The sequence below is a fragment of the Candidatus Nitrotoga sp. BS genome, assembly GCF_927797785.1.
In the GTDB taxonomy this organism is placed as follows: domain Bacteria; phylum Pseudomonadota; class Gammaproteobacteria; order Burkholderiales; family Gallionellaceae; genus Nitrotoga.
Genome location: NZ_CAKMLL010000061.1, coordinates 99,065 through 108,732, shown reverse-complemented (window position 1 = coordinate 108,732; position 9,668 = coordinate 99,065). Strand labels below are relative to the sequence as shown.

The window sequence follows — 9,668 nt, the reverse complement described above, 5'->3', positions numbered from 1 at the left end:
CGAGGTAGAAAAAATACGTTTAGAGAAAAGAGAAAAAGTAGAAATAGAAACAAAAACAGAAGGACGAAACCGGGGCAGCACCGTTCGGTTGCATGTCAAAGGCGACCATCTTAAACTTGATACATTATTGTCTTGACAGAGGGGGCCACAATAAAGGCAGCTGCATTTTTTAACCCAATATTAGGAAACCCTCCGGTTGGGCTGAGGTGGCAGTAGATGGGAATGCAAATATCAGGTGATATTCATTCCGAAGTGTAGACGTGAAATGCTTTACGAGCGCTTGATGCTGCTGTCATCGGTGTACAAATTGCTGTATCGGCATAGCTGGCGCAAATTCGCACCTGACCAAAGGCAGCCGCAAAGCAATTCTGTCGTACAGGAAGACTGGAAAAAAACTCCCCGAAACACCTGCCGAAATCCGCCAGGGCTGTGCCAATAGTGAACCAATCCGACTAATGTTTCAGGTCGAGGCGCGTTTTTTGGCTGCATCAACGACGTGCGTCGGTGCTGGGTTCCCAAACGCCCGACCACTATGCCAAGCTATGCTGACGCACGAGTACTCCTAAGTCTTGATGTGCTGGAGGATCAGCTCGAAGTAGTCATGCATACTTTCCATAACAATGCGCCAATGGTCAAGTCCATTGTGCTTGGGAATGGATTGTTAGTGATTGATTAAATTAGAAATTGAATAACAGGTGATTTGCGCCATGTTTATCCATTACGGTATAAGTCATTTCTGGGCATGGCATGTAACTATGTCTCCGGAAGCCCGGTAGTCAGGTTTTCGCAGAGCCGAAGACTTACCGTGCAACTACTTTCTGTGTACGTTGACCCTGCATGCTCAATCGTCTTGAACTTCTTCAAAATTTATTTTCCGAATCTTCTGTAGAAAGTTCGCTCGGATAAATCATGTGCGGAAAATCCAGACAATTTATTTGACTATTTATATCGTTGGCTTCTGTTTAATTGAGTGCAAGCACGATGTGGCGTTCGGCTGGTATCATTACGGTGTTGGGATTATGTTGTCGCTATGGCGAATTATTACTGTGGTTTAGGAGCTTCGTCTGAAAATTAAGTATGGGGAGAGTAGCATTAAGATATTGATAATATTTAGTCTATTAAGCATATTGGCATTGCTGGTAGCAAGCCAGCTTGCACGTGCGGGCATAGTGCCAAAAATCGGAGCAGATGCACCAAATTTCAACCTGCCCGACCAGAATGGAAAGATTTATACATTGGCGGATTTTTACGGCCAGTGGCTAGTGCTGTATTTTTACCCCAAAGATGATACGCCTAACTGCACTGAACAGGCATGCAACTTTCGTGACGATTTGAATCAATTAACCGAGCTCGGCGTTCAGGTGGCCGGTGTTAGCGTGGACGACAGCAAGAGTCATGCAGATTTTGCCAAGAAATACGCTCTGCCATTTCCGTTGCTGGCGGACAAGAACGCCGAGGTGACCACGCGTTATGGCGTGCTGCGGAATCTTGGGTTATTCAAGTTGGCGCGGCGATATACTTTTTTGATTGACCCGCAAGCTAAAATTAGCAAGGTGTATGACAAGGTAGAAACTTCGCATCATTCGAAAGAAATTATTGAGGATTTGAATAAATTGTTGGCAGCTGGAAAAGCATGAAAAATCCTGTCAGTAACATTTTGATTGCCAAGTTACTCTTGTCCGTCGTATTTCTATCGAGGTTGCCGAACACCTGTGTTGGCGCTTAGATTTTTTTCTATTGTGCTATGACCAGTACATTTTTCGTTTTTTCATCAATTTTTTCGCTTAAACTAAATATACTATAAATGCCATACATTACTCTTGATAAGGCCGCGCTTGCTTACGGCCATGTACCACTGCTAGATCATGTTAATTTCCAACTGGACGAAGGCGAACGCGTCGGTATGATCGGGCGCAACGGCGGCGGTAAATCCAGTATGTTAAAAGTACTGGCCGGCCAAGCTGCGTTAGACGATGGGATCGTATGGCGTGCACCCGGTGTGCGTATCTGTTATGTAAGCCAGGAACCAGAATTAAATATAGAAGCAACTGTGTTTGACGAAGTTGCGCGCGGGCTGGGTGAACTTCAACAAATTATTACCGATTACCATCATTTGTCGCATCAACTTGCCGAACCGGATGCCGATTACGAAAGTCTGTTGGAGGCGATGCAACCTCTGCAAACAAAGCTTGAGGCACAAAACGGTTGGGCGGTGCAGGCGCGTATTGAGACTGCCATCCAGCGTCTTGAGCTCAATGCCGACAGTCGAGTGGGTGACCTCTCAGGGGGAGTGCGTAAGCGTGTAGCATTGGCGCAGGCATTGGTGGCTGAGCCGGATGTGTTGATCCTGGATGAGCCCACTAACCATCTTGATTTTTCTTCTATTGAATGGTTGGAAGGCTTACTGAACAATTTTCGCGGCAGCGTGTTGTTCGTGACCCACGACCGACGTTTTTTGGATAACGTTACCACTCGTATAGTCGAACTAGATCGTGGCAATCTTTCCAGTTTCCCCGGTAACTTTGCGGCTTACCTGCGCTTCAAGGAGTTGATGTTGCAGGACGAGGTGGTGCTCAATGCCAAGTTCGATAAGGTGCTGGCGCAGGAAGAAGTATGGATACGTCAGGGCATCAAAGCGCGGGGCGTGCGCAATGAAGGACGGGTGCGGCGGCTGGAGCAGTTACGGCGCGAGCGCAGTGCGCGACGTGAGCGTGTGGGTAAAGTTGAAATGAATCTGGAGGCGGGCGACCGATCCGGCAAGCTGGTGGCGGAACTGTCGCAAATCAGCAAATCATTCGGTGACAGGCAAGTAATTAAAGATTTCTCCTGCCGTATTCAGCGAGGCGACAAGATTGGCTTGTTAGGGCCCAACGGCTCTGGTAAGAGCACGCTACTCAAAATTATTTTGGGCGAATTAGCCCCGGATAGCGGTAAGGTACAGATGGGTACCAAGTTGGCTGTGGCGTATTTTGATCAATTACGTGCGCAACTGAATGAAGAGGCTACGCTGGCCGACACTATCAGCCAGGGTGCTGATTTTATTGAAATTGGCGGTGTACGCAAGCACATTATTAGCTATCTTGGCGATTTTTTATTCGCGCCGGAACGTGCCCGCTCACCAGTTAAAAGCTTGTCCGGTGGTGAGCGTAACCGCTTGCTACTGGCGCGCTTATTCAGTCGCCCGGCTAATGTTCTGGTACTGGATGAGCCGACCAATGACCTCGATATTGAAACGATGGAGTTGCTGGAAGAACTGCTCGCCGAGTACGATGGCACACTATTTCTGGTCAGCCACGATCGTGCTTTCCTCGATAACGTGGTGACTCAGGTCATCGCTTTCGAGGGTGATGGTAAATTGATGGAATACGTTGGTGGTTATGAAGATTGGGTGCGTGTAAAAAAGCTGCAGGACGCACAGCGTGAGCCTGTTGGTGTAACTGCACCTGCCAAACCATCGCCGCAGACTGAAGCTGCTAAGTTAAAACCTATCACCAAATTGAGCTTCAAAGAAGCGCGTGAGCTAGAGCAGATTCCGCAGCGAATCGCGTCCCTGGAAAAAGAGCAGGAAGAGCTTGCAGCCACTTTGGGTGCGGGCAATCTTTACCGTGATAATCCAACCCACGCCAAACAGCTACAAGAACGCACTGTTATTATCGAGGATGAGTTATTCCAACTGATGGCACGCTGGGAAGAGTTGGAGAGCCGATAGGGTTATATCGACAGCACCACGCAGGGCGAGTAAGTTTGCGTGGTGCGGAGAAAATTATTGCACTTGGGAATGCACGTTTACATTGTGCATCAAACTCAACATGAAATATTGACCTGTTTGGTAAAGCTTGCCGAGCATCGCGTAATTATCGGATTCGTTCGGAAGCAGACTGCTAATCTGCCACCAGTTCAAATTTTCTGACTCAATAGTCAAGATGCAGAAATGGCAAGTGACTTGCATGCATAGTGATGAACACTATAAAAAAAGCTTCTTGTGCGCCTTAGCTCACTTAAGCAGTGTTATCGGCATTCGGCTATTTAAAAAGCTTTGTGACAAACTTACTTACTATCCGAAAAATTCTTTAACCTTGTTCATCCAAGATTTTGCACGCGGGCTATGGCGTTCGCTATCTCCTTCATTAATGCTCTCAAATTCACGTAGCAATTCTTTTTGACGATCAGTGAGGTTGGCTGGGGTTTCTACCATTACGTGGCAGTGCAGATCGCCAAAGGTTGCGCTGCGCACTCCTTTGATTCCCTTACCGCGAAGGCGGAAGACTTTGCCGGATTGCGTTTCAGCTGGAATCTTGATGCGTGCTGAACCATCAAGCGTGGGAATTTCAATTTCTCCACCCAGCGCGGCAACAACAAAACTGATCGGCATTTCGCAATGCAGATCATTGTGGTCGCGCTGGAATACCGTGTGCTGTGCGATGCGGATGACTACATACAAGTCGCCGGGTGGACCGCCGTTGCTGCCAAGCTCGCCTTCGCCGGATAGACGGATGCGGTCATCGTTGTCAACGCCGGCCGGAATTTTTATAGAGAGTGTCTTATGTTGCTTGATTCGACCTGTGCCGTGGCAAGAGCCGCACGGCGATATGATAGATTTGCCGCTGCCATGGCAGCGCGGACAGGTTTGTTGGATAGAAAAAAATCCTCCCTGTTGCATGCGTACTTGTCCATGCCCGCCGCAAGTGGTACAGGTGGTCGTGTTCGTGCCTGGCTTGGCACCGCTGCCATGACAGGTATCGCACTTGGTCATGGTCGGTATGCGAATTTGCGTTTCGGTACCGCGTGCAGCCTGCTCCAACGTAACTTCCAAATTGTAGCTTAGGTCGGCGCCACGGTGCATTTGGTTGTGTCCGCGGGAGCTTGCCCCACTCATTCCGGCGCCAAAAATGTCGCCAAAAATGTCGCCAAACTGGGAGCCGGCTGAACTACCACTGAATCCTCCTCCACCCATGCCGGCATCGGCAGCGGCGTGCCCATACTGGTCATAGCCGGCGCGCTTCTGAGAATCGGATAGTGTCTCATAAGCTTCTTTGGCTTCCTTGAAGCGCTCTTCTGCTTTGGGATTGTCCGGATTACGGTCAGGATGGTGCTTCATTGCCAGCTTGCGATAGGATTTCTTTATGTCTTCTTCTGATGCGTCATGGTTGACGCCTAGCACTTCGTAATAGTCACGTTTTTTCATTTTTGCATGAAGCGTTAAGGGGTTAATGATTCAAGATTTCTATAATGGGTTTATTGTTAAGGTCGTTAATTTAATAATAAATCCAGAAATAGCATCTGTTTTGTATTCAATCCATTATCGTTTTTTCGACAGACTAGGCTGGCGAGTATGTATCGATACGATGTGTTCAATTCTAACAGTGAGCCAATATCAGCGATAGCTAAGAGTAAATATCGCTGTATCAGGCCGAATTAATCATATTTTGGGAAAGGAAACTAGAGATGTCGCCTAGATAATTTTTTGCTCGTATGTGTATGAATCAAAGTTAATTAACTAGTTTTAAAGTCGCGATGATTGCGTTTCGACATCTCTCGTTCAATTTAGGTTATTTTTTTTCGTCTTTTACCTTCTCATCTTTTACTTTTTCATCTTTTACTTCGGTGAACTCAGCATCTACTACATCGCTGTCATCGTTGTTGCTACCGGCTTGTGCACCAGGATCACCAGGCTCGTGGGACTGGCTGGCTTCAGCGGCGTGCATCTTTTCTGACAGTTTATGCGCAGCAGTGGAGAGTGCTTCAGCTTTGGCGTCTATAATTTCCTTGTCGTCGCCTTTCACTACTTCTTGAGCTTCTTTCAACGCAGATTCTACCGCAGCTTTTTCATCCTCAGTCAGTTGTTCGCCATATTCCTTTACGGATTTCTGCGTGGAGTGAATTAATGCATCCAGCTGATTACGCGATGCAACCAATTCGATTGCCTTGCGGTCATCATCGGCATAAGTTTCTGCATCCTCTACCATTTTTTGAATTTCAGCTTCGGACAAACCGGAATTAGCCTTGATGGTAATCTTGGATTCTTTACCGGTAGCTTTGTCTTTTGCGCCTACATGCAGAATTCCGTTGGCATCAATGTCGAAAGTCACTTCAATCTGCGGCATGCCTCTCGGTGAGGGCGGGATGTCGGAGAGGTTGAACTGCCCTAAGCTCTTATTTCCAGAAACAACTTCGCGTTCACCTTGCAATACGTGGATGGTCACTGCATTTTGATTGTCGTCGGCAGTAGAGAATATTTGTGAGGCTTTGGTTGGGATCGTGGTATTTTTCTTGATCAGCTTTGTCATCACGCCGCCCAAGGTTTCAATTCCCAGGCTGAGTGGAGTTACATCCAGTAGTAGAACATCTTTAACTTCACCTTGTAGCACGCCACCCTGAATTGCCGCGCCCACTGCCACTGCTTCATCTGGGTTCACGTCACGACGAGCTTCCTTGCCGAAGAATTCCTTGACTTTCTCCTGCACCATCGGCATCCGTGTTTGTCCACCCACCAGAATCACGTCGGCGATGTCGGCATTGGAGACACCTGCATCTTTCATGGCAATCTTGCATGGAGCTATTGTGCGCGCAACTAATTCTTCCACCAGGCTTTCAAGCTTGGCGCGGGTCATTTTGATGGCCAGATGTTTCGGCCCGCTGGCATCTGCCGTGATGTAAGGCAGGTTCACCTCAGTTTGCTGTGCGGAGGATAATTCAATTTTGGCCTTTTCAGCCGCGTCTTTTAAGCGCTGCAGAGCCAACATATCCTTCTTCAGGTCGATGCCGCTTTCTTTCTTGAATTCCTCAACCAGGTATTCTATTACACGCATGTCAAAATCTTCGCCGCCGAGGAAAGTGTCACCGTTTGTGGATAGCACTTCGAACTGGTGCTCGCCGTCAATTTCAGCGATGTCGATGATGGAAATATCGAAAGTGCCGCCGCCCAAGTCATATACTGCGATCTTGCGATCGCCTTCCTGCTTATCCATACCAAATGCCAGCGCAGCTGCGGTTGGCTCATTAATGATGCGCTTTACTTCCAAACCGGCAATGCGGCCAGCGTCCTTAGTTGCCTGGCGTTGACTATCATTAAAGTAGGCAGGCACTGTGATGACCGCCTCAGTGACCGACTCACCCAGATAATCCTCGGCAGTTTTTTTCATTTTCATGAGCACTTGTGCGGAAATTTCCGGAATGGAAATGTCTTTGTCGCGAACCTTAACCCATGCATCACCGTTCTTGGCCTTAACAATGGGATACGGCACCATGCCCATATCCTTCTGCACCATTGGTTCTTCAAAACGGCGTCCGATCAGACGCTTGACACCGTATAGCGTATTTTTTGGATTGGTTACTGCTTGCCGCTTGGCTGGTGCGCCAACCAGTACTTCGCCGTCTTCCATGTAAGCGATGATGGAAGGCGTGGTGCGCGTACCCTCAGCGTTCTCAATCACCTTGGATTTGCCGTTTTCCATGACAGCAACACACGAGTTCGTGGTGCCCAAGTCAATACCAATAATCTTGCCCATAACGTTTCCTTTTCGTTGTAATGTTGATAGTCTGTGCTGCCTGTGCTTCGTTAATCTGTGGGCAGCAGATGTGTATTTCAAGTGTTACGATATTTTTTTGTAAAATTCCGCGAAAATGTAATCAAGAAGCAGCTGGCTGCCTTTAATTGTATGGTTATTACTCCTTCGCTTTGGCCACCATCACCAATGCAGGACGTAACACCCGATCGTGCAGTTGATATCCTTTCTGCATTACGCTCACAACCGTGTTAGCTTCTTGCTCACTGTCTACCATGCTAATGGCTTGGTGCCAGTGAGCGTCGAATTTTTCGCCGAGCGGATTAATTTCTGTTATGTTGAATTTGGTGAATACGGCAGCGAGCTGCTTGAGCGTTAGCTCCATGCCGTTCTTGAAACTTTCTACTGTGGCAGTTTCAACAGCTAATCCCGCTTCCAAGCTATCCTTCACCATCAGCATTTCATTAGAGAAATGCTCCACGGCCAACTTTCTTGCCTTGCTCACGTCTTCTTGCGCGCGCCGACGAATATTCTCGCTTTCTGCCTTGGCGTACATCCAAGCATCATAGTGTTCCTGTGATTTGCGCTCAGCTTGTTGCAGCATCTCTTCAATGCTTGGCATAACCTCTTGGTTGAGCGTCTCTTCAGTTGGGGTAGCCTGTTCAGACTGTTGGGATGAGCCTTCGGTGTGTTCCATCTGCTTCTCCAAAATGATTTCTTTAAAAAATGTGTAGCGTAAGAATGGGGTCGACTTTTTTGATTTCAAGAGCATTGCGTAATATTATTTTATCCGCGTGAGATAATTCCTTTTTGCGGGCGTTGACCGCATGTTCATCCCCACTTTTGTTGCTGTGACCCTTCATAAAAATTATTACTGGCGTATCGCCGGTTTTTATTTCTTTTACTTTGCCTCTGTGGGGATGTTCGCGTCTTACTGGAGTTTGTATCTGCAATCCATTCATTTCAATGCAATGCAAATTGCCATTTTAATGTCGGTGCAGCCAGTGATGCGGATGTTGTCTCCTACACTATGGGGCTGGCTGGCCGACCGAACCGGGCAGCGTTTGATGATAGTGCAACTGGCGGCGTTGTGCAGTGTTCTCAGCTATTTGGGCGTTTTTTTCACGACTGAATTCGCCGGTTTGTTGCTGGTTATGATGGTGATGAGTTTTTTCTGGAGTGCTTCCATGCCGCTTGTGGAGGCGACTACGCTGACCTATCTGGGTAAGCACACTGCGCGTTATGGCCGTATTCGTTCTTGGGGTTCGCTTGGATTTATTGTTTCGGTCTTGGGGCTGGGCTATGCGTTTGACACCATCGCTATCGCCTGGATATTGTGGGTAGGTGTAGCGATTCAATTTGGCATTTTTCTGTTCGCACGTCAGATCCCACCCACCGAGGTGCTGGTGCACCATACCGACAATCAGCCCATTATGCGTTTGGTATTACAACCACAAGTGCTGGTATTGTTTGGCGCATGCTTTCTGATGGCTTTGGCGCATGGGCCTCTTTACATTTTTTATTCTATTTATCTGGTGGAGCATGACTATTCTAAAAGTGCAGTTGGTTGGCTGTGGGCACTAGGTGTAATCTGCGAGATTGCGGTGTTTTTCGCCATGCCGTGGCTAATGATGCGTTTCACATTGTCGAAAATCATGATCGTAAGTTTTGCCTGTGCAGTGCTGCGTTTTTTGTTGATTGGCTGGGGGGTGGACTTGCTGCCGTTGACTCTGTTTGCACAAGTATTGCATGCCGCCACCTTTGGTGCCTTTCATGCGGTGGCTATGGCGCTGGTACATCAGTACTTTCGCGGGCGGCATCAATCTAAAGGGCAGGCGCTGTTTGGTAGTTTTACTTACGGCGCGGGCGGTATGGTTGGTGGATTATTGAGTGCCCCGCTATGGGAGCACTGGGGTGCAAGTGTAATGTACTCGTTCAGCGCCTTGGCGGCGTTTCTGGGGCTATTGTTGATATTGTGGAAATTAAGAATAGTGGTGGCACCTAGGAATCAGCCGGACTCCATTATTTAATGTGCACCGAGGTTTGCAGCCATACTTCGATTAATTAGTCACAATGCCTTGCATCGTGACTAATTTAGAACATCAACTCTTCAACCTCGCCCCTCTTTGGAAATACAATCTAGCTTCAAATTTATCCCTAAAT

Annotated in this window: 6 protein-coding genes; 3 read left to right on the top strand and 3 right to left on the bottom strand. The window is 47.8% G+C overall.

The genetic code is table 11. The features are described from left to right. Positions 1 to 1,091 precede the first annotated feature (1,091 nt). Positions 1,092 to 1,637 (top strand): peroxiredoxin, encoded by a 546-nt coding sequence (locus MJ769_RS07280; protein WP_239235750.1) that lies wholly within the window; start codon positions 1,092 to 1,094, stop codon positions 1,635 to 1,637. 167 nt (positions 1,638 to 1,804) lie between these two features. Continuing rightward, positions 1,805 to 3,709: an ATP-binding cassette domain-containing protein gene (locus tag MJ769_RS07275; RefSeq protein ID WP_239235738.1), complete on the top strand. Its 1,905-nt coding sequence runs from the start codon at positions 1,805 to 1,807 to the stop codon at positions 3,707 to 3,709. A 345-nt stretch (positions 3,710 to 4,054) separates the two neighbouring features. Here MJ769_RS07275 and dnaJ read toward each other — a convergent pair whose 3' ends face one another. From dnaJ to grpE, 3 genes are all read right to left on the bottom strand, one after another. Then, positions 4,055 to 5,185, bottom strand: coding sequence for a molecular chaperone DnaJ (gene dnaJ / locus MJ769_RS07270; RefSeq protein ID WP_239235736.1), 1,131 nt, complete (start codon positions 5,183 to 5,185; stop codon positions 4,055 to 4,057). Positions 5,186 to 5,549: 364 nt separating this feature from the next. Next, positions 5,550 to 7,508, bottom strand: a complete 1,959-nt coding sequence (dnaK, locus tag MJ769_RS07265; protein ID WP_239235729.1) for a molecular chaperone DnaK — start codon at positions 7,506 to 7,508, stop codon at positions 5,550 to 5,552. 157 nt (positions 7,509 to 7,665) lie between these two features. Next, positions 7,666 to 8,202, bottom strand: coding sequence for a nucleotide exchange factor GrpE (grpE, locus tag MJ769_RS07260; protein WP_239235727.1), 537 nt, complete (start codon positions 8,200 to 8,202; stop codon positions 7,666 to 7,668). 130 nt (positions 8,203 to 8,332) lie between these two features. On the opposite strand from grpE, the gene MJ769_RS07255 reads away from it, so the two are divergent. After that, a complete protein-coding gene (locus tag MJ769_RS07255; RefSeq protein ID WP_239235725.1) occupies positions 8,333 to 9,535 on the top strand; it encodes an MFS transporter in 1,203 nt (400 codons plus the stop codon). The last annotated feature ends 133 nt before the right edge of the window (positions 9,536 to 9,668 follow it).